We start from the raw sequence: 19,042 nt of genomic DNA on the forward strand, positions 1-19,042 counted from the left end.
CTTTGACTTTAAGCCTTTGACGTTGACGTTAAGCAGTTGCAGTTGAAGTTGAAGTTGAAGCACCCATCAAAAATGCGCCAAATACCCCCCATCCACCGCCAACACATGCCCCGTAACATAAGAAGCCGCCGGCGAAGCCAAAAACACCGCCGCCCCCGCCACCTCCTCCGGCTGCCCCCACCTCCCCAACGCAGTCCTCTGCCGCAACCACTCCGCAACGCTAGCGTCATCGACCATAGGCTGATTAGGTTCGGTAGCAAAATACCCCGGCGCAATGGCATTGACAGTCACACCATCCCGCCCGAGATCCGCCGCCATCGCCCGGGTAAGCGCATCCAGCCCCCCCTTGGTAGCGGGATAGAGCACGTCATTGGCACGCGCCACCTGCCCCGCGATGGAGCTGACATTGACGATGCGTCCATAGCCGCCGCGCCGCATCAGTTGCGCGGCGTGCCGGCACAAGGCATACGGCGCCACCAGGTTGGTCTCCAGCATCTCGCGCAGATCCGCCGCGTCCAGATGCGCCATATTGCTGCGCTTGCGCGCGCCGGCGTTGTTGACCAGGATATCGAGGCGGCCGTGCACGGCGTCGACGTGGGCAAAGGCAGCGTCGACCGCCGCTTCGTCGGTAATGTCGAGCACCAGTGGCTCGGCGCTGCCGCCGTGCCGGGCGAGTTCGGCCGCGGCGGCATGCACGCGCTCGGCATTGCGCGCCGCAACGATCACGTGCGCGCCGGCTTGAGCAAGGGCGGCGGCGATCGCCAGGCCCAGGCCTTGCGCGCCGCCGGTGACCAGCGCCACGCGGCCTTGCAGGGAAAAAGGTGAGGTAGCCATCCGGCGACTATACCGCAGCGCGCCGTCGGGACGCTGCGGCCGGACCCTTCGCTCAGCGGATCAGCTTGCCCGTCGACGACACGATCGACATCTCCACGAACGACGACCCGGTATGCCGCGTCGGGCTATAGCTGATCAGGATCCCGCCCAGGTCATAGTCGCGCAGGCTCTCCAGCGCGCCGACCAGCCGCTCGCGGGTCAGGTCCGGCCCGGCGCGGCGCAAGCCCTCCACCAGCACCTTGGCCGACATAAAGCCCTCCATGCCGGCATTGCTGGGCTCCACGCCTTGCTGCCGGGCCTGGTTGCGATACTCGCTGGCAATGCTCATCTGGCTGGAATTGGTGCCCGGCACCACCTGCGTGATGATCAGCCCGCGCGCGTCCTCGCCCAGCTCCTTGATGAAGGAATCGGCCGCGTTGTTGGACAGCGTGACGAACTGCGCCTGGCTGCCGCCGCGGCGCAGTTCCTTGATCAGGCGCGCGGCCTCGGAGCCCGAGCCGATCACCAGCACGGCCTGCGGATCAGACTTGTTGATGGCCGTGACGCCAGCCTGGATATCCCCCATCGGCCGGGCAAACGAAGCGCTTGCGGCAGGCTGTACGCCGCGCGCCTGCAGCGCGGTGCTGAAGCCCTCGAACACGTCCTGGCCAAAGCCGTCATTGGCGTAGAAGATGGCGATGCGGGTCATGCCGGTCGTGGCAAGATGGTTGATCGCGCGGGCGACTTCATCCTGGTATTTGGCGCGCACGTTGAATACGTAGCGGCTGACCGGACGATGCAGCGTGATGGCGCCGGTGAGCGGCGCCACCAGCGGCACCTTCTCGGCCTGGATGATGGGCAGGATGCTTTCGTTCTGCGGCGTGCCGCGCACCATGAACAGCGCGAACACCTTGTCTTCCTGGACCAGCTTGCGCACATTGTCGGGGGTGCGCTTGGCATCGAAGCCGTCGTCGTAGGTCACCAGCTCGATCCGGCGGCCTCCCACGCCGCCGTTGGCGTTGACCGTCTTCAGGTAAACCTGCGCCCCGGCGATCTGCTCCTTGACCGAGCCCGCCACCGGCCCTGTCACGCCGGCCGACTGCCCGATCCGGATCGCGGTCTTGCTGACCCCCGGCTCCGCCTGCGCCACCGGCGCGCCCAATCCCAGCGCAGCGGCCAGCAGGCCGCACGCGATCCATTTTGTTTTCATCTCCGACCCCTCGTTCGCTTACGAATCTTTTGCTTTGTCATGCGCGCCACGAATGGGCGCGGCGACAAGCAAATTACCTCAAAGCGGCGCCATTCGGCAAATCGCTGTTGCAAAAGGCATCACAGCGGCATCTGACGGCAGCTCGGGGAGGAGTCAGGTATGGCAGGGAAAGGCAGGGCCGGAGCGCACAAGGGCAGGCGGCCCGCAGGCCGCCATGCCCCCGCATTGGCCGGTCTCCGTTCAGGGGAAGGCGGGTATGGCCGGGTCCATCCCGGCGAAGCGGGCTTCCGGATGGGACTGTTGCAGCAGCGCTTCGATTTCCTCGACGCGGCCACGCGGTACGTCCACCATCAGCAGGATCTTGCCTTCTTCGATGTCCTTCTCGAAGGTCTTGTGCCGGCTATTGGGCGCGGAGCAGCCGATCATGCTGGACGCCCAGGCGCCGAACGCCGCGCCGAGCACGGCCAGCACACCGACCAGGCCCCATTGCGGAGTCTCGCTGACGATGGGGAACAGGGCGACCAGTGCCCCCGCCACGATGCCGATGCCGCCGCCAACCATCAGCCCCATTTCCGCAGCATGCACGATATCGGAAGTCTGGAACAGGTTGGCTTCATGCAGGCCAGTCATATCGGCGCCATCGCGCGCGATGAAGTGGATATGACTGTTCTCGACGCGAGCCAGCAGCAGATCGTCCATGGTGCGGCGGGCGCTCGCCAGATCGGGCAACAACCAGAAGATGCGTTTGCGCATGACTCTCTCCTCGCTTCAGGCCGTTTCGCGGCCATTTCGGGTCATCCCGGCAGCGGTGTGCATGCGGAGTCGCCTTCACGCAGTCACGGAAAACATGGAGGTGGAGGTGCATCCGTATCCGCCCAGGGGACGGGGTAACTCATTTGTACGCCAGTCGCGCGGCAAGCGCAAGGCGATGACGGCGCCATGCCGACCACGCATCACGTTACGTTCAGCCGTCGAACTCGCGCATGTTGCCTGCCCTCAGAATGTGATTGGCAGGCGCACCGTGACCTGCAGATCTGGCGTATCCCGCGTCAGCCCCGCGCCGACCGACACGTTCAGCGTATAGCGGCTGTTGAAGCGATACGAATAGCCCACCAGCAGGGTACCTTGCGTGATGCGCACCGAGCCGGGCACGGTCTGGCCATTCTGCTTGGTCGGCCAGATGATGCTCTGGTCGTAGCCGATACTGAACGACGCGTGCTCGTTGAGCGAGAGGCCCATGCCGAAGTTAAAGCCAAAGATATCGCCCGGCGCGATCTTGCCGAGATTCTCCTGCTGTCCGTTGAGCACGGTGCGGCTGACATTGTCCCGCGCAAAATTGTGCAGGTAGCTGAAGGTACCGAAGAACACCGCGGGATCGGTCGGCAGCAGCCACGTAATGCCTGGCTGTATCGCCTGGAAGCCGGTGCCGGTGGGCAGCCCGAGTGGCAGGCCGGTGCCGGTGGTATTACCCACGCAACGTGTCACGCAGTCGGTCACGACGTCGAAGGGGCTCTTGCCGGTAGCAGACTTGTAGCGCAGCCAGCCGATGAAGTACGGCATTTTCTCGTTGCCATAATTGAGCTGGTAGCGCACGGTGGCTTCCACGTCGCCCAGGCCCTGGCCACTGGCATTAAAGACGTTGTCGACCGCTGTGCCGGTAAAGACTTCGCGGCTGATGGTGGAGCCGGAGGTCTGCACGTAGGGCACCTTGACCTCGAGTTCGAGCCGCTTGGTCACGCCATAGCGCAGCGCAGCCTGCTCGATGTAAGTCGAGGTCTTGACCTCGCGGACATCGATCAGCCCGATCAGGATGGCGGGAATGATCGTGTAGCCGACCAGCGCCACGCGGTTGTTGGACGAATAGCCATACTGGAAGCTGGGCTCGAGCACGAACTTGCCCGCGGGCGTGAGTACGCCAGGCTGGTCGAAGATCGGTGCAATCGCAGGTGGCGCGGTGTCGGCCTCGGGCGGTTTGCCCACCGGCTGCTCGTCGCCGGCTTGAGCGACCTGGGCGTCGCCCGCCTGCTGCGCCGGCGTTGCGCCTTGCTGCGCCTGCGCGGCGCCTTCCTGCGGCACATTGGCGGTATTGGGCAGGGCTTGCGTGCCTGCCGCGCCGGCGGCTGCCGCCGCGGCATTGGTGGCGGTGTCACCGGGTGTCACGCCGCCGGTGCCCGGCGCGCGCTGGCCGCCGCGCTTTCTCGCCAGCACTTCAGGACCCAGCACACTGCGCAACTCGCGGATGGTGGCCTCTTGCTCCGCCATTGCCCGCTTCATCTGCTCCAGGGTGGCGGCCTGCTCGGTCACCTCCCGCTTGAGCGCATCCAGCTTCGCCGCCGTTGGTCCCTCGTCAGGCGGGGTCTGGCCGTGTGCCATCCCGCCCAGCAACAGCAATGTCGAGCACCCTGCCTGCCGGATGCCGCGCAGCGACTTTTTATTCATTTCGCCTTCCTCCCCCGGACGGCGGACTGCTTCGTACAGGAGTCCGCAACCTGCTTAACGCATACTGCCCCTCTCGTTGCACGTACTACCAATCGCCTGCAGGTATTCAGTGCCGGCTCGCGGCACTCTGCAATGCGCTGTTCAATGCTGAATTAGCCACCTGTGCGCGGAATGCCTGCAGGGTGTTAACGCCTGCATTGATGGTCACCAGATTCTGGATCGACTGGTTGTTCAGCGAGTTTTGAATCACCGTGGCAGGTGTGCCTGCCATCATGCTGGAGGCAACGCTATTGCCCGGCCCGTTTTGTATCAGGCTTAGTGCGCCGTTGGTTGTCACCACGGCACCACCCGCCGCTATCGCCGTGGCAGGCAGGCTGGTCACCGACGCGCCCGGACTCCCGGTCGCGCTGGCGCTGGTGCCTGTACTGCTACTGCTGCTTCCCGTGCTGCTGCTGCCATTCGCGCCGTTCGCGGTTACCGGGTTGCCGGCCAGCGCGTTGTTCACGGCTGCGCTGGCCATGGCCGCCGCACCTGCAGCCCCACCGAGCGCCGTGGCCAGGCGGCTGGCCTGGTCGGCGGTGATGCGGCTCACATCGGGAATAGTAAGGCTGGTTGCCACCACCAGGGCACCGTTGATGTACACGGCGCGTTCGATACCGAACGAAACTTGCAAGCCGGCGCCCACGTCGAACCCGCCACGCAAATCGTCAAGCCGCTCTTGCGCGACCGGCTTCCAGCTCGCCATGGTGCTGCGCGCGGCATGTGTGGGCGATGTTCCGGCAGTCGCCAGCGTCACGGCAGGCGTTGCCCGGGCAGCGGCGCCGGCTGCATCCGGCGACTGGCTCGCAGCGGCGAAACCGCCCCGCAGGTCTTCCAGCCGTTCCGGCGCTACCGGCTTCGGCGCGCCCGCGCTGCTGCGTACCGCAAGCCGGCGAGGCGCGCTGGCGGCAGCCGGCAGGCCGGCGGCAGGGAGCGTCTGGCGGGAAGCGGCATCGAAGCCCCCGCTCGACGCTTCGAGGCGATCTGGCGCGGCTGGCGCCAGGTCCGAGGCGGCCAGGACGGGATTGACGGTTTCGGTCTGCCGCTCTACCGGCGGCGCCAGGTCGGCAGCATCGGGGGCATCGGCCGCGCCGAGGGTGGCGCCGCCATCTGCCGGACGGTCAGCCGGCTCCGCCACGGCGAGGGGTTCTTGCGAGACCGGCGTCCGGCCGGCCATGCTGCCAAGTGCCGCAGCCAGGTAAGGGTTGTTGGTTTCCGCCTGCATTGCGGGCGGTGCCGTGAGGCCGGCAGGGTCGGTCGCACCGAGCGTGCCGAGCGCCTCGATCCCCGTGCCTTCGTCGGCCCGCACCGGCCCGGCGCAGGCAAGGCCCGCGCCGAGCAACATGACGGCAGTGGCCGAACCAGCGCCACTGCGGCGATGCTGCGCGGACTTTGAGGATATCTGGAACATGGTACGTTCCTTAGAAGTCGCTACCGCCATGCGAAGGCATGACGGTGAAGAACAGACTATCCCGGTTGATACCCATCGAATAAGGGCCGCTCGGCGCTACACGCCAGTCGGCCGCCAGGTTGAAGCGAGCGGATTCCTCGCGGTTGTGGATGACGAACAGCAGCTGGCTGTCCCAGATCCGCTCAAAGTGCTCACGCGACAGCGCGCGCGTGCCAAGCGCCGGGTCGCCGACCAGCACGCGGTCGCCGTGCACGCCCTTTACCACGACAAAATGGTGATACCCGTTCTCCACCACCAGTACGATGGCGGGGATCTGGGTTTCCTCCAGCTTTGACAAGGGCAATTCATAGCCATCGGCGAGAAAGCCGCGCGACTCCAGGAAGCGCTTCATGTCCAGCAGCGAGAACCCCTCCTGCCGGATCTTGGCCTGGTCGCCGTTGACATACATGTTCTGGAACACCGTCTGCTCACTGACCGGAAAGCCGTACTGGTAAGTGAGCAGGGTAGCTACCGCGGCAGAGCCGCAACTGAAGTCGTATTGCTGGCGGATGGTGGTCTTGTACCGTGCTTCCTTGAGGCTGGTCACCCGCACGTTGTAGTAGTTTCCGCCATCGCCCGGCACGTATATGTAGTCGGCCCACGCCACGGGCACGCCGGCCGAAGCCAGCAAGAGCGTAGCCTGCAGAAGCAGCTTGCGCAGCATCATGGCTTGAACTGGATATTGACGATGGTGGCGTTCTGGATCAGCACGTTGGCGCCCGAGTTCTGGATGACAGTGGGCAAACCCGCGGCGCTGGCGAAAGAGCCTTCGGCAATGCTGTTTGAGCCGCTGATCATGCGGTTCACGCTGTTATCCGCCACGGTGCCGCCGAGGCGCATGTCGTTGACCACCAGTTCGGATCCGCCGCGGATACCTTCGAGCTTGTCGCTGGCGACAGGTTTGCCGAGACCGGCAAAGATGCCGCGCTGAGCGCCACCCGCCACGGCAGCGGGAGTCTGATCCGGCGCCGCCGCGCTGGTGTACATGGCGGTTCCGGTGTTGGCCGCAGGCACTGCGGCTGATGGCCCGGCGGGCTGCGGCCCAGCAAAGGCTTGCAGGCCAGGCCAGACCAGGATTGCTGTCGTGACCAGGGTGACAGCGGAGCGGACCGATCGCATGTTGGTGTCTCCTTCAGCCTCTTGCGTGCCGTCCCCATCCAGACGATCACACCGGAAGCGAGTGGACGCTTCGTCGAATGGGCACCCCGGCAGCGCACGATGCGCCGGGATGCCCTGAGTTGCCGGAGTCAAGCTGTGCCGGCGGGACGTGCGCGCGGGCCATCCACCCGCAGCGCACGCCACCACCACGCACGCGCCTTACTTGCCGACCGCCAGGTTGGCCTGGACGTTGACGCTTTGTTGCACCAGCGAAGCGAAGCCGCTGTTTTGGTTGGCGATCATGATGCCCGCTGCCGACTGACCAACGCTGGTCATGGTGTTGGACATATTGAAGGTGCCCGCATCGACGTAGTTGGTGCCGCCGGCGCCGCCAGCTCCACCCACTGCGCCATTACCCACACCGCCCGTGCCGCCATTGCCCACGCCGCCAGCGCCACCGGCGCCGGAAGCCGCGCCAACCGCGCCAGCGCCTGCCGTTGCGCTGCCGTTGCTGGCCTGGGTGGAAGCACTGCCGTTGGTTGCGCTGCCGCCGCCGCCGCCATTACCGGCCACGCTGGTTTGGGTACCACCCGCGCCACCCGTGCCGGTGCCTGCGCCGCCGGAAGCCGTTGCCGCGCCGCCTGTGCCCGCGCCACCTGCACCGCCAGTCCCGGTACCGCCACCACCGGTCGGGCTGGATGCGCCGGATGTCGCGGCACCGCCTGCGCCGCCGACCGCGGTACCGGTGCCTGCCGTGGTCGTAGTCGCGCCGCCAGAGCCGGCACCGCCAGCCCCTGCCGTGCTGCTACCACCGGCGCCGCCGGCACCGGAGCTGCCGCCGTTGCCGCCGTTCCCGGAAGCCGATCCGCTGCTGCCGCCCTTGCCAGCGCTCAGGCCGCCGGCGCTACCGCCGCCGGCACCTGCACTGCCGCCCTTGCCGGCGCCGGCGAGGCTGGCACCCAGCGCGTCGCCGCCTGAGCCCTTGGCACTGCCGCCGTGCGCACCCACGCCGACGCTGGCGCTAAGCGCGCCACCGCCAGAGCCCTTGGCGTTGCCGCCGTCTCCGGCCCAGCCGATGGCCTTGCCGCCATTGCCGCCGTCGCCGGCATTGGCGCCGCCGTTGCTGGCAGCACCCGCGGTGGCGCTACCGTTGGTAGCCGAACCGCCGCTACCGCCGTTGCCGCCATTGCCACTGTTGCCACCGTTGCCGCCCGTGCCACCGTGGCCGGCGCCGCCATAGCCGGTACCGCCCTTGCCGCCGGAGCCGCCATTGGCGTTACCGTTGTTGGTGGCGACATTGCCAATGTTGCCGACCGAAATGCCGCTCACCGAGCCCGAAAGCTTGCTGATGGCAATCGCCTTGCTGGTATTGAAGGAATTGGTAAAGTTGGCGGTGGCCGTGCTGCCGTTGTTCGCGCCGGCATTGCCATAGCCACCATCGAAAGTGACCTTGCCCTTGTTATCGGCGTTGGTCTTGGTGGTTGTGGTGGTCTTGGTCTTGTTTGAAGTCCAGGTGCTGGTCTTCGTATCCGTAGCAACCTTCGTGCTGGAGTGAGTGCTGTTGTCCTGCGTGGCGTTCGAGTTTTCGTTCGCCGCCGCGCCGCTGCCGGATTGGGTTGAAGTTGCAGTGGCGGTCTGCGTGTTGGCGCCGCTGTCCTTGACGTCGTTGTTGTTGGTCGGATTGGCCATGGCCTGACCGCCTGCCCCAAGGGCTAAAGCAATCGCCGACGCTAGTAAGGTCTTTTTCATACAAAGCTCCCAGGAGGATTTCACAGCGGCTCAGCCTCTCGCCAGCGCTCGGGAGAACGATGGCTGGAGGCCCAGGTCCGGCACTCAGCCAAACCAGCCCCTCCTTCCGCATAATCGGTGCCAGGCGAATGTCTCAAACTTGTAATCCCTTGCAATACAAGGGCTACATAGGCATCGCCTCAACCTTTATCTCGCTTGTAGAGGACGCGCGATGGCGCCGCCGCTGTGAACCGCACACACCATGTCACACGGCTGTGACAAGGCCCGACGCGCTACATGGCGGGTAGTTCCCCAAACCAGCGAAAACTCCCCCTGCTATCAGGCCTTTAGCGCGGTTCCCAAGGAAAACCCTAGGTTGCCCACGGTGTATCAAGAGTGAAACACACGTCCTGCCGGTGCACTGGTCGTCGCTCGTCACCACTCTCCCTGCTTCGGATGAGACGTTGCATGACAGCCCGACGCGTCCGCCCCGGCCCGGTTGAAAGCAGACATTGCGCGGGATTATTGCGACGGATACTGCCCGTGCGCGGCATGCACGCAACGCTCCCGGGCCGTTCGAACGGCGAATAACGCACAACTGGCGACATGACTAGGCTCTATGTCTGATTTAAAGTACATTAAGGCTATTTGAGACTTGTCACCTATTCGCAAGGGAAACCATGAGTGAAGCCGTCGTTCCCCTGTATCACCAGATTTACGTGGTACTACGCCAACAGATTGTGGAAGGCCGTTTCGGTCAAGGCCCCTTGCCGGGCGAAATCGACCTCGCCAAGCAGTTTCACGCATCGCGCGTGACCATGCGCCGCGTCTTCGACCGTCTGGTGCAGGAGGGGCTGGTACGCCGCCATCGCGGCCTTGGCACCTTCGTCAATCCGCACCCGATTAAGCCTGTTACGGTCAGCGACCGCCCCGGCAGCCTGCTCGACAACATCATCGACATGGGGCAGAAAACCTCGGTCAAGGTGATATCGATCGACGACGTCCACGCCACCCCGGAAGTCGCCGAAGCGCTCGGGCTGCAACCGGGCGACCCGGTGGTCAAGGTGGTGCGCGTGCGCCACTATGGCAGCCGCCCGCTATCGCATATCACCACTTATCTTCCGGCCGACCTGGGGCGCGGCCTCAATCGCAAGGATCTCGAAAGCACGCCGATGCTGCGCCTGCTCGAGGGCTCGGGCGTGCAACTCGGGCGCGCCAGCCAGACGCTGTCGGCCCGGCTGGCCGACGTGGTGGTAGCGCCTTTGCTGGACGTGCCCGTGGGCGGCGCGCTGCTGGCGGTGCGCCGCGTGGTGCTGGACAAGGCTGGCCGCCCGGTGCAGTTCCTGCTCGGCCAGTACCGGCCGGACCGCTATGAATACCGCATGGAGCTCTCCCCCGCGGGTGGCGACAGCGCCAATGTCTGGGTGGAAAGCGAAGCGCGAACGGGGCTGCGCGAGTAAGAAAAGCGAGCGATACTGCACGCTCACGATCTTTCCAGAAGGAAACCGCGATGCCTGCTACCAGCACGGGCCGACCTTTCTCCCATGCACTTGCCACCCCCTCGCGCCGCAAGGCGATGTACGGCCTGCTTGGCGCCGCCGTCAGTGTTGCGCTGCTGGCGCAGGCGCCGGTAGCGCGCGCCGAGATCGCCGGCGGCAAACCCATCCGCGTCCTGGTGGGGGCGCCCGCCGGGGGCACCACGGATACGCTGGCGCGCACCATCGCCCAGGAGATGTCACGCGAACTGGATCAGTCCGTGGTGGTGGAGAATCGCCCGGGTGCGGGCGGCAATATCGCCGCCGACCAGGTGGCCAAGAGCGCGCCCGACGGCACCACCCTGCTGATGAGCTTCACCAGCCACACCATCAACGCCTCGCTGTACAAGAAACTGCCCTTCGACCCGATCCAGGATTTCACGCCGATCACGATGGTGGCCACCGTCCCGAGCGTGCTGGTGGCCACGCCCAGCCTGCCTGCCAACAACATCCCGGAACTGATCCAGCTGGCCAGGAGCAAGCCCGGCAAGCTGAACTTTGCGATCGGCTCGGTGGGTTCGTCGGTTCACCTGGCTGGCGACATGTTCAAGATGATGACGGGCACCTATATCGTCAACATTCCTTACAAGGGCACCGCGCCCGCCATCACCGACCTGCTATCTGGCCATGTCGACCTGATGTTCGCAAGTACCTTCAATGTGCTGCCGCACGTCAAGACCGGCAAGCTCAAGGTGCTGGGCGTGACCAGCGCCGCGCCGCTGCCGCAGTTCCCCGGCGTGGCGCCGATCGGTGCCACCGTCAAGGGATTCGAGTCGAGCGCCTGGTTCGGCCTGTTCGGCCCCGCCGGCCTTCCGCCCGACGTGCTGCAGGCGCTTTACCAGGCCGCCCGCAAGGGTCTCGACACACCCGCGGTGCGCAAGCGCCTGGAGACGGACGGGGCGCAGCCGGTCGGCAATCCGCCGGAAGCCTTTGCCGCCTTCGTGCGCAATGACGTGAAGCACTGGGCCAAAGTGGTCAAGTATTCGGGAGCCACGCCGGAATGAAGCCGCTAGCCGGGCCCGCCCACGCACCCGCCACGCTGGCGCAGAAGCTGGTTGCGCGGGCTGCCGGGCTCGATGCGGTCACGCCGGGCACGGTGGTGACATGCCGGGTCGACCTTGCCATGTCGCACGATTCGAGCGGCCCGCGCCGGGTGGCGCCGCTGCTGCGCGAGCTGGGGGCGAAGGTCTGGGATCCGGAGCGCTATGTCATAGTGACCGACCACTACCTGCCCGCGGCCGATCCCGAGGCCGAGGCGATCGTCCGCTTCACCCGCGACTGGGTGCGCGAGGCGCGCCTTCCCCATTTCATTGACGGCGAAGGCATCTGCCACGTGGTGCTGCCTGAGCATGGCCACGTGCTGCCGGGACGCTTCATCGTGGGCGGCGACAGCCATAGCCCCACCGGCGGCGCCTTCGGTGCCTATATGTTCGGCATTGGCGCCACCGAGATGGCGGGCGTAGTGGCCACGGGCGAGATCTGGCTGCGCGTGCCACACACTATCCGCCTGCAATGGGACGGCAAGCTTGGCGACGGCGTCTGCGCCAAGGACATCATGCTGTACCTGTGCGGCCAGCTTGGACTCGACGGCGGCCGCTACGAGGCGATCGAATACACCGGCACGGCCGTGGCGGCGCTGCCCATGCAGGAGCGCATGACACTGGCCAATATGAGTGCGGAACTCGGCGCGCAGACCGGCCTGATCGCACCGGATGCCACCACGATGGCCTGGCTGGCGGAAGCGGGGGTGCCCGCCTCCACGCTCGACGCCATCGCGCTTGCGCACTGGCGCACCGAGCCCGGAGCCGCCGTGCTGGCCAGCCACCGCTTCGACGCGGCCGCGCTGGAGCCGCAGGTGGCCGCGCCGCATTCGCCGGCCAACACCGGCCCTGTCGGCCAGGCTGCCGGACAGCCCGTGGACATCGCCTACCTGGGCGCTTGCACCGGCGCCAAACTGGAAGACATGCGCATGGCCGCCAGCGTGCTGCGTGGCCGGCGCGTGGCGCCCGGCGTGAGCCTGCAACTTGCGCCCGCCTCGCTGCGCGACCAGCGCCAGGCCGAGCGCGAGGGCACGCTGGCCATCCTGCTGGATGCCGGTGCGCAATTGCTGCCCAATGCATGCAACGCGTGCGCAGGCTATGGCCCGTCCCGCTTCCCGGCCAACAGCCGCGCCATTGCCTCCACCGCGCGCAATTTTGCCGGCCGCATGGGCGACAGCGGCAGCGCGGTCTGGCTGGCTTCGCCGCTGACCGTGGCGGCATCCGCCGTCACCGGCAGCATCACCGACCCGCGAGCATTGTTGCCATGAGTCCGGTACCCATCCCGCCCCTGCCCGGTGGCCGCATCTGGCGCTTTGGCGACAACGTCGATACCGACCAGATGGCGCCCGGTATCCATATGAAGGGGGGTGTCGAGGAGATCGCCCGTCATTGCCTGGCCGGGCTGCGTCCCGAGTTTCCGGCCATGGTGCGCCCCGGCGACCTGCTGGTGGCCGGGCGCAATTTCGGCGTGGGTTCCTCGCGCGAGCAGGCGCCGCAGGCGCTGCGCGAGCTTGGCCTGGCCGCGGTGATCGCGCCGTCCTTCGCCGGCCTGTTCTACCGCAATGCCATCAACCTCGGCCTGCCGGTGCTGACCTGCCCCGACACCACGCGGCTGGTGGATGGAGGGCTGGCGCGGCTCGAGCTGGACGGGGCTTGCCTGCTGCTGCCCGACGGCAGCCGCGTGGCGTGCGAACCGATTCCCGATTTCCTGCGCACCCTGCTGCGGGCCGGCGGGCTGGTGCCGCACCTGAAGGCCAGGCTGGCGGCGCAGCGTTGAGCCGCCGGCGGCCCGGGTTCACGCCGGGCGCCCGCAGGCGCACTGGCGCAGCAAGGCCATGACTTCCTCATCCGTGGTCTGGCGGAAATCCAGGTAGAAAGCGCTCACGGCGCCAAAGCTGGCCGGCACGTTCAGGCAGACCACCTGGTCCGCCGCCGCGCGCAGGCTGTCCAGGCCTTCTTCCGAGGCAACCGGCACCGCGGCCACCACCTGCTTCGCGCCCGCGCGGCGCACGCCTTCCAGCGCTGCGCGCATGGTCGCGCCGGTGGCCACGCCATCGTCCACCACGATCACGGTACGGCCGGCCATGGCAGGCACGCTCGCGCCGCCGCGATAGCGTTGCTGCCGGCGCGCGATTTCGTCGAGCTGGCGCCCGCGCTCCGCGTCGAAGGTGCCGCTATCGAGGGCGCGTCGGGTCCAGCGGTCGTCGTTGGCCACGGTATATGGCGCGTTACCGGCGGCGTCGCCCTCCACCACGGCACCCAGTGCCAGTTCCGGGTAGCCGGGCGCGCCTATCTTGCGCACCAGCAGGATATCGAGCCGCCCTTCCAGGATGAGAGCCACCTCGAAGGCGACAGGCACGCCGCCGCGCGGCAGGGCCAGCACCAGCGGCGGCTCGCACTGCGCGGCGGCGCCAAATCCGAGCCCCGCCAGGTGCCGGCCAAGGAAGATCCCGGCTTCGCGGCGATCGGCAAAGCATGGCGGCAACGGCATAACGCTGGACATGGCTGGCTCCTGCAGTGGGTCGGTCGGGCCGGGTCGCGGCAGGCCAGTGCCGTGGCAGCGCTACCCGCGGCGCACGGCTTCAGGGCAGCGCGGCAGTGGCGCGCCCTAGCCAAATATAGACGGAGAAGGCTGGCGAATCGAGGTGTCCGGCGAGGTGTCCGGCGATACCGCGCACGACGCTGACATCGCCCCGGGTGCGGGTTGGCGTCCGCCGGCGGCGAAGGGCGAGGAGCGCACCTTTGCCTCGGCAAACAATCGCAGCAGGGGGAAACGGCGCGTGGGACGGAAAAGGCACCACGGTCACCTCACGGACGCCGCGAAGGCGCGCCACGTGATGCCAGCGTCCCCGCCGGCCCGTGGGAGTGGTGCGATTGGGCGCGATTCCGCAACAGTGTATTTTGCCGGGCCTGGATTTTCTTTCGCGCGCATCTGGATAAGATAGCTCGCACCGATGGCAGCCAGCCGGCTCGCCATTTCACCAGCGCCAGCCATGCCCGTTGTTTACCGCGCGGCGCGACAGTCAGGATCAGCGAGAATGCACATGAGCACGCATCACAAATCCAGTCACGAAACCCAACGCACGGATCACGCCGCCACGGATGCGAGCAGTCTTGGCCTCGACATCCCTTTCGGCTCGCTCGATGCCGCGGCACTGGCCGAACTGCCATATACATTCCGCCCGGCCGGCACCTTCACGCGCTACTACAACGAGTGTTTTAGTTAAGCCTGGCTGTACCCCGGGCCGGGCGGCCTGCCCGGCCCGGCAGGCGCGGGCTCCCGGTATCAGCGGGTACGCCTGGCATCTTCCTTGGCGTCACCGTAAGCGGCCTGCGTCTTGCCGGCTATCTGCTGCGCCTTGCCCCTGACCTCGGTAGTGACGCTGCCCGTCACCTTTCCGGCGACCTCCTTCATCTTGCCCTTGGCTTCCTCGATACGGCCCTTCACTTGATCCTTGTTCATTGTCGGCTCCGGTTAGCGACGATACGGGATTAAGCCGCCCCCAGGCATCGGACTACGGCTGGCTGCCGTGCCCGCGCCGCGTCCACATGCATGGACCGGGGGGCGCTGGTACCAGCTTAGGCAACCGCAGCCCCGTCGCCTGTCAGGCGGTGGCTGTATGCCATGTAGGACGAGCGCCCATCCATCAGGCAATCGCCTGGAAATGAAAAGAGGGGAAGAGAGAAAGAGGAAAAGAGCGCCTCGCGTCGCGACGCGAGGCACTGGCCGGCAAGGGGATTCCGGCAGGGAGTCGCATAGCCCGACGGGGAAGTGAGGCTATGCCCGAATTCTATATCATTTTTATCATTTGTTAATATGCAAAATGTTTCATATTTGCACTAAAAAATAGTCCGCCGGTGCCAGATCACGTGCGTTCCGCCACGCCCGATACCTCGCCACGCGGGCCTGGTGGCGGCGTGACGCGTTCCAGGTGCGCCGGCAGCCAGTCGCGCAGCGCAGCCAGCATCATCGGCCGCGCGAAGTAGTAGCCTTGCCCCAGGCGCACGCCCTTGCCGGCCAGTTGCGCGCGCTGTGCCTCGCACTCGATGCCTTCGGCCACGACCGCAAGGTCAAGCGCATGGGCAAAGTTGAGGGTGACGTCGACAATCTGGCCACTGACCTTGTCGTCCTGATCGGCTTGCACAAAGATGCGGTCGAGCTTGAGGAAGTCCACCTCGAACTGCTTGAAGTACGCCAGGCCGCAGTAGCCGGTGCCGAAGTCGTCCACGGCCAGCTTGATGCCGCGTGCCTTGGCACGCTGGATCGCGCTGCGCTGATGCTCCACCAGCGAAACCGCATCGCGTTCGGTGATTTCCAGCACCGGGGTGATATTGGCGCGCAGCAGCGCGAACAGCGGCGCATCGTCGGCCCAGAAGCCCACATCGTCGAAATGCTCGCTGGTGATGTTGAACGCGAGATGGAAGGCCGGGGGCAACACCAGCGACTCGAGGTCGCGCAGGACGCGGGGAATCAGGTCCAGGGTCAGCGCAACCGCCAGGCGCTGTTGCTCGATCGCCGGGATGAATTGCTCCGGCTCAAGCAGGCCGCGCCGCGGGTGTTCCCAGCGCGCCAATACTTCCACCCCCGTGCACAGCTTGCTTTCGAGATCGACCACGGGCTGGTAGTAGGGGATGAATTCACCGCGGCGCAGCCCGCGCTGCAACTCCGCGGCGAAGGAGCGGCGCGCCGCGCGGCGCGAATGCAGTGCAAACACCGCCAGCGCGGCAAAGCCGGCGGTCAGCGGTAGCAGCACCAGGTATTTGAGGCTCTCGTGCAGCACAAGACTGCGCGGCGCGCTGGCGATCACGGCGATCGGGTGTCCCTCCAGTCGCCGGATATCGACGATACCGCGCGCGGCTGCCTGCGCGGCATCCCGCCTGACCAGCGTTGGCGAGCCGGCTGCCGCGGCCGCCTCACCCGCCGCGAGATCACCGGCGTTGAGCATGAAGCGCGTGCCCGCCACTTCGATCCCGATATCGGGAAACCCCAGCTTGCCGGCCGAATGCACCATGTCGGCCAGGTAGCGTCCTTCCACCCAGACCAGCACGCCGTTGCCGGGAGCAGTACCAAAGAACACCGCCAGGGCCGTGTTGCTGCCGCGATAGGGTCTGGCGAGCCGGTATTGCAGGCCGGGCTGCCAGTTCAGCAGCTCACTCAGCGGCACCGCGATCTCACCCCGCACCGCCGAGCAATAGCGCATGCCGCGCGACACCAGCACGACGTCGCGGACATAGGCGGTATAGGCGCCCTGCTCCTGCAGCTGGCGCGCCACGCTGTGGCAAGGCGCGCCCACCAGCGCACGATCCTGGTAGGCGACGCCAAGCGTATCGGCAAGCGCAAACTCAAGGTTGTCGCGCACCGCCGAGGACACTCCCGCCACGCGTTCGCGGGCATCGTGCGTGGCCAGCAGCGCGATCAGCCATAGCGCCAGGCAGGCGCCCAGCAATGCCGCCAGCAAAGCGGCCCGGCGTCCTGCCGACTGGCCAGGTTCGCCCCACAGCCAGCGCCTCATGTTGCCGCCGGCAGGCTGAGAGTGACAACGGTGCCCTTGCCCAGTTCGCTGCTCAGCGTGATCTGACCCTGATGCACGGCCACGATTTCCCGCACGATCGCCAGGCCGAGGCCGTTCCCCGTTGTATTTCCCTGCCGGTTGGCCCGGTAAAAATTGTCGAACGCCAATCCGGCTTCTTCCTTCGTCATGCCGATACCTCGATCCTCGACCCGAACCGACACCTTGTCCTGCCCTTGCGCCAGCGGTGCGACGGTGACAGTGACTTCTTCTTTGCCGTCAGAATACTTCAGCGCGTTCTCAATGAGGTTACGCACCGCCTGCGTCAATTGCGCGCGGTCCGCCAGTACATGAAGCGGCGCGCTGGCAGCGATCACATGCACCCTGCCCTGCCCGGCGAACTCGGCCGCCACAGTCTCGCGCACAAGCGCCGCCACCTCCACGCGCTCGCGCTCCAGCAAGCCTCTGCTGCGGGCTTCGATGCGGGCCAGGTCGAGCAGGTCGGACAGCAGGGCATTGAGCTGCCTGGCCCGGGCATGGATGGCATGGTAGATGCCGCCGCGCCGATCCGGCGCCACGACACCGGCGCTCAGCAGCTCGGCGTAGCCGGCGATGCCCGCCACCGGCCCCTTGAGTTCGTGCGCCGCCGCCGAGACGAAATGAGATTTCATGCGGTCGTGGCGTAGTTGCGACGTGACGTCGCGCAGCACCAGCACCAGGCCCCCACCGCTGGCGGCATGCACGATGCGCACCTCGTAGGCGGGCGACACCGCCATGTCGAACTCGACAATGCCTGCGAACTCGCCGCCTGGATGGGCCCGGTCCAGTTCAGCCAGGAGTTGTTCGGCATGGCATGCCTGCCCCGCCGGCCGCCGGCCCCGGTAAAGCCAGTGGACGAACTCGCGCTGTGTGGCGCCGCGCAGCTGCGGCAACGACACCCCAAGCAGTTCGCATAGCGCGGTATTGGTCTCGTCGATCACGCGATCGCGGCCAAAGACGGCCACCCCGTCCGGCATGGCCAGGAACAGACCGCGCAGGTGTTGCTTCTTCTCGGCCAGGATGTCGCGTACCACGCTCTCTCGATCGGCCAGCATCGCAAGCTCGTGCAGCGCGGAGAACTGCCTGACCTGGAAGAACATCACGAGTAAGGTGACCACGGCGGCGATCACGATCACCAGGCGCAAACGGTGGTGATAGCTGGCCAGCGCAACCTCGCTGCTCATGCCCACCAGCACCGCCAGGTTGCGGCCTGGCAGGCGCTGGATGGCGTAGATGCGCTGGCTGTCAGCGCGCCCGCCGGCGTCCGTGACGAGGCCGCCGCGCGCACCGGCCAACGCCCGGCGCAAGTCGGACCCGGGCATCAGGATCTGACCAGGCTGGCGACTGTCCTCGCTCCAGCGCGCGCGCACCACGAAGTCGTCGGTGCCCGCCAGCAGCACGACGCCGGATGGCCCCAGCGCCGCCCGCGAGAAAACCTCGGACAAGTAGCCCGGATCGAGCGATATCACTACCGCGCCGGCGAAGTGGCCGGTCATCGGGGCTACGATGCCCCTGGATAGTGGCACGGACCAGCGCCCGGTGACGCGTCCCACCAGGGGCGCGCCGACGTATAGCGCCGGCAGCGCGCGTTTCTCATGCACACGAAAATACTGGCGGTCGCTCAGGTCCAGCGGTTCGAAGCTGGCGTTGCTGGACGAACGCAGCCCGCCCTCGCGGTCAAGCACGGACACTTCCAGGAAGGGTCTGGTGGAGAAATAGCCGCTGCGCATCCATTGCGCCAGCGGCAGCACGGGCCCGCGCTCAACCACCACGCCACCGACCAGCGATGCGATCTGGTCGGCTTCGGCCAGCGTGCGTTCGGCATGTTCGCCAAGCAGCCCGGCCATGCGCGCCAGAGTGGCATGAACGTGCCGCAACTCGGCCGCGCGATCCCACAGCGCCCAGCCAGACAGCGCGCCCCAGATGCCGATCAGGATAACAAGGCTTGACCAGAACGGACTCCCCACGGAGCGATGCGCGCCTGCCAATGCCCGTCGGTAGATTTCCAGCCTCATGGGAAAGCTACCAGAAAACGAATATATTGTTCATCACAGCCGTGAATCGCAGCCTTCCATCTAGTCCGCTGTCCGCGCGTGCGGCCGGCGCCCCCGGCGCCGCTGCCCCGATGGCAGCCTGCCCGC

The 19,042-nt window shown here is 66.6% G+C and carries 17 protein-coding genes; 5 read left to right on the forward strand and 12 right to left on the reverse strand.

What is annotated here, in order from left to right; all coding sequences use genetic code 11:
* Positions 1-66 precede the first annotated feature (66 nt).
* The 8 genes from CF70_RS31355 to CF70_RS31395 all read right to left on the reverse strand — a co-directional run bounded on the left by CF70_RS31355 (position 67) and on the right by CF70_RS31395 (position 8,798).
* Positions 67-834 (reverse strand): SDR family oxidoreductase, encoded by a 768-nt coding sequence (locus CF70_RS31355; protein ID WP_035875056.1) that lies wholly within the window; start codon positions 832-834, stop codon positions 67-69.
* Positions 835-886: 52 nt separating this feature from the next.
* Complete coding sequence (locus CF70_RS31360; RefSeq protein WP_035875060.1) at positions 887-2,023, reverse strand: ABC transporter substrate-binding protein; 1,137 nt, start codon at positions 2,021-2,023, stop codon at positions 887-889.
* Between the two features lie 240 nt (positions 2,024-2,263).
* Entirely contained in the window at positions 2,264-2,776 is a 513-nt protein-coding gene (locus tag CF70_RS31365; protein ID WP_035875063.1) for a hypothetical protein, read from the reverse strand.
* Between the two features lie 243 nt (positions 2,777-3,019).
* Positions 3,020-4,462, reverse strand: a complete 1,443-nt coding sequence (locus tag CF70_RS31370; protein WP_035875065.1) for an acetate kinase — start codon at positions 4,460-4,462, stop codon at positions 3,020-3,022.
* A gap of 106 nt (positions 4,463-4,568) precedes the next feature.
* The gene (locus tag CF70_RS38505) at positions 4,569-5,912 is read right to left on the reverse strand and encodes a hypothetical protein (protein WP_051649292.1); all 1,344 of its coding nucleotides are present in this window, start codon (positions 5,910-5,912) and stop codon (positions 4,569-4,571) included.
* Positions 5,913-5,922: 10 nt separating this feature from the next.
* The gene (locus tag CF70_RS31385) at positions 5,923-6,618 is read right to left on the reverse strand and encodes a C39 family peptidase (protein ID WP_035875069.1); all 696 of its coding nucleotides are present in this window, start codon (positions 6,616-6,618) and stop codon (positions 5,923-5,925) included.
* Positions 6,615-7,070 carry a periplasmic protein gene (locus CF70_RS31390; protein ID WP_035875073.1) on the reverse strand — a complete coding sequence of 152 codons (456 nt, stop codon included), beginning with the start codon at positions 7,068-7,070 and terminating at the stop codon, positions 6,615-6,617. The genes CF70_RS31385 and CF70_RS31390 overlap by 4 nt, the downstream gene beginning before the upstream one ends.
* 198 nt (positions 7,071-7,268) lie before the next feature.
* Positions 7,269-8,798: a hypothetical protein gene (locus tag CF70_RS31395; protein WP_035875076.1), complete on the reverse strand. Its 1,530-nt coding sequence runs from the start codon at positions 8,796-8,798 to the stop codon at positions 7,269-7,271.
* A 659-nt stretch (positions 8,799-9,457) separates the two neighbouring features.
* Here CF70_RS31395 and CF70_RS31400 point away from each other — a divergent pair.
* From CF70_RS31400 to CF70_RS31415, 4 genes are read left to right on the forward strand one after another with little or no spacing between them, the layout of a single operon-like run.
* The gene (locus CF70_RS31400) at positions 9,458-10,237 is read left to right on the forward strand and encodes a GntR family transcriptional regulator (protein ID WP_035875078.1); all 780 of its coding nucleotides are present in this window, start codon (positions 9,458-9,460) and stop codon (positions 10,235-10,237) included.
* A 50-nt stretch (positions 10,238-10,287) separates the two neighbouring features.
* Entirely contained in the window at positions 10,288-11,316 is a 1,029-nt protein-coding gene (locus tag CF70_RS31405) for a tripartite tricarboxylate transporter substrate binding protein (RefSeq protein ID WP_035875082.1), read from the forward strand.
* Positions 11,313-12,620 carry a 3-isopropylmalate dehydratase large subunit gene (locus CF70_RS31410; RefSeq protein ID WP_035875085.1) on the forward strand — a complete coding sequence of 436 codons (1,308 nt, stop codon included), beginning with the start codon at positions 11,313-11,315 and terminating at the stop codon, positions 12,618-12,620. Before CF70_RS31405 ends, CF70_RS31410 begins: the two co-directional genes overlap by 4 nt.
* Positions 12,617-13,129 carry a 3-isopropylmalate dehydratase gene (locus tag CF70_RS31415; RefSeq protein WP_035875087.1) on the forward strand — a complete coding sequence of 171 codons (513 nt, stop codon included), beginning with the start codon at positions 12,617-12,619 and terminating at the stop codon, positions 13,127-13,129. Before CF70_RS31410 ends, CF70_RS31415 begins: the two co-directional genes overlap by 4 nt.
* Positions 13,130-13,147: 18 nt before the next feature.
* Here CF70_RS31415 and CF70_RS31420 read toward each other — a convergent pair whose 3' ends face one another.
* Positions 13,148-13,843, reverse strand: coding sequence for a phosphoribosyltransferase (locus CF70_RS31420; RefSeq protein ID WP_035875247.1), 696 nt, complete (start codon positions 13,841-13,843; stop codon positions 13,148-13,150).
* Positions 13,844-14,396: 553 nt separating this feature from the next.
* Here CF70_RS31420 and CF70_RS31425 point away from each other — a divergent pair.
* On the forward strand, positions 14,397-14,579 hold the full coding sequence (locus CF70_RS31425) for a hypothetical protein (protein ID WP_035875250.1): 183 nt from the start codon (positions 14,397-14,399) through the stop codon (positions 14,577-14,579).
* Between the two features lie 59 nt (positions 14,580-14,638).
* Here the strand turns inward: CF70_RS31425 and CF70_RS31430 are convergent, their stop codons facing one another.
* The 3 genes from CF70_RS31430 to CF70_RS31440 form a co-directional block, all read right to left on the reverse strand.
* Positions 14,639-14,815 (reverse strand): CsbD family protein, encoded by a 177-nt coding sequence (locus tag CF70_RS31430; protein ID WP_035875090.1) that lies wholly within the window; start codon positions 14,813-14,815, stop codon positions 14,639-14,641.
* A gap of 403 nt (positions 14,816-15,218) precedes the next feature.
* On the reverse strand, positions 15,219-16,865 hold the full coding sequence (locus CF70_RS31435; protein ID WP_051649294.1) for an EAL domain-containing protein: 1,647 nt from the start codon (positions 16,863-16,865) through the stop codon (positions 15,219-15,221).
* On the reverse strand, positions 16,862-18,916 hold the full coding sequence (locus tag CF70_RS31440) for an ATP-binding protein (protein ID WP_235185285.1): 2,055 nt from the start codon (positions 18,914-18,916) through the stop codon (positions 16,862-16,864). Before CF70_RS31440 ends, CF70_RS31435 begins: the two co-directional genes overlap by 4 nt.
* Positions 18,917-19,042 lie beyond the last annotated feature (126 nt).

The sequence above is a fragment of the Cupriavidus sp. SK-3 genome, from assembly GCF_000611145.1.
Lineage (GTDB): Bacteria > Pseudomonadota > Gammaproteobacteria > Burkholderiales > Burkholderiaceae > Cupriavidus.

Bases quoted from the DNA above. Each gene is read 5' to 3' on its own strand.
- CF70_RS31440 (WP_235185285.1), bottom strand. From the start codon at position 18,916: ATGAGGCTGGAAATCTACCGACGGGCATTGGCAGGCGCGCATCGCTCC.
- CF70_RS31415 (WP_035875087.1), top strand. From the start codon at position 12,617: ATGAGTCCGGTACCCATCCCGCCCCTGCCCGGTGGCCGCATCTGGCGC.
- CF70_RS31410 (WP_035875085.1), top strand. From the start codon at position 11,313: ATGAAGCCGCTAGCCGGGCCCGCCCACGCACCCGCCACGCTGGCGCAG.
- CF70_RS31370 (WP_035875065.1), bottom strand. From the start codon at position 4,462: ATGAATAAAAAGTCGCTGCGCGGCATCCGGCAGGCAGGGTGCTCGACA.
- CF70_RS31390 (WP_035875073.1), bottom strand. From the start codon at position 7,070: ATGCGATCGGTCCGCTCCGCTGTCACCCTGGTCACGACAGCAATCCTG.
- CF70_RS31435 (WP_051649294.1), bottom strand. From the start codon at position 16,865: ATGAGGCGCTGGCTGTGGGGCGAACCTGGCCAGTCGGCAGGACGCCGG.
- CF70_RS31395 (WP_035875076.1), bottom strand. From the start codon at position 8,798: ATGAAAAAGACCTTACTAGCGTCGGCGATTGCTTTAGCCCTTGGGGCA.
- CF70_RS31360 (WP_035875060.1), bottom strand. From the start codon at position 2,023: ATGAAAACAAAATGGATCGCGTGCGGCCTGCTGGCCGCTGCGCTGGGA.
- CF70_RS38505 (WP_051649292.1), bottom strand. From the start codon at position 5,912: ATGTTCCAGATATCCTCAAAGTCCGCGCAGCATCGCCGCAGTGGCGCT.
- CF70_RS31365 (WP_035875063.1), bottom strand. From the start codon at position 2,776: ATGCGCAAACGCATCTTCTGGTTGTTGCCCGATCTGGCGAGCGCCCGC.
- CF70_RS31355 (WP_035875056.1), bottom strand. From the start codon at position 834: ATGGCTACCTCACCTTTTTCCCTGCAAGGCCGCGTGGCGCTGGTCACC.
- CF70_RS31385 (WP_035875069.1), bottom strand. From the start codon at position 6,618: ATGATGCTGCGCAAGCTGCTTCTGCAGGCTACGCTCTTGCTGGCTTCG.
- CF70_RS31420 (WP_035875247.1), bottom strand. From the start codon at position 13,843: ATGCCGTTGCCGCCATGCTTTGCCGATCGCCGCGAAGCCGGGATCTTC.
- CF70_RS31425 (WP_035875250.1), top strand. From the start codon at position 14,397: ATGAGCACGCATCACAAATCCAGTCACGAAACCCAACGCACGGATCAC.
- CF70_RS31430 (WP_035875090.1), bottom strand. From the start codon at position 14,815: ATGAACAAGGATCAAGTGAAGGGCCGTATCGAGGAAGCCAAGGGCAAG.
- CF70_RS31405 (WP_035875082.1), top strand. From the start codon at position 10,288: ATGCCTGCTACCAGCACGGGCCGACCTTTCTCCCATGCACTTGCCACC.
- CF70_RS31400 (WP_035875078.1), top strand. From the start codon at position 9,458: ATGAGTGAAGCCGTCGTTCCCCTGTATCACCAGATTTACGTGGTACTA.